This is a genomic window from Vibrio sp. DNB22_10_4 (assembly GCF_052879755.1).
Map to the genome: position 1 here is coordinate 1 of NZ_JBNNXW010000121.1, position 237 is coordinate 237.

General features: G+C 48.9%; 1 tRNA gene. It reads right to left on the reverse strand.

What is annotated here, in order from left to right:
* A tRNA-Trp gene (locus tag ACVA6Q_RS24910) sits at positions 1-77 on the reverse strand.
* Between the last annotated feature and the right edge of the window lie 160 nt (positions 78-237).

The window sequence follows — 237 nt, forward strand, 5'->3', positions numbered from 1 at the left end:
TGGCAGGGGTGGAGAGATTCGAACTCCCAACACGCGGATTTGGAATCCGCTGCTCTGCCAATTGGAGCTACACCCCTAAAGTGTTATCTAATCTATGCTATTTAATTTCTTAAATCAACACGTTAGATTCAAAAAAGCCTCGTCGTTAGACGAGGCTTCTTAATAAGTGGCGGAGTGGACGGGACTCGAACCCGCGACCCCCGGCGTGACAGGCCGGTATTCTAACCAACTGAACTA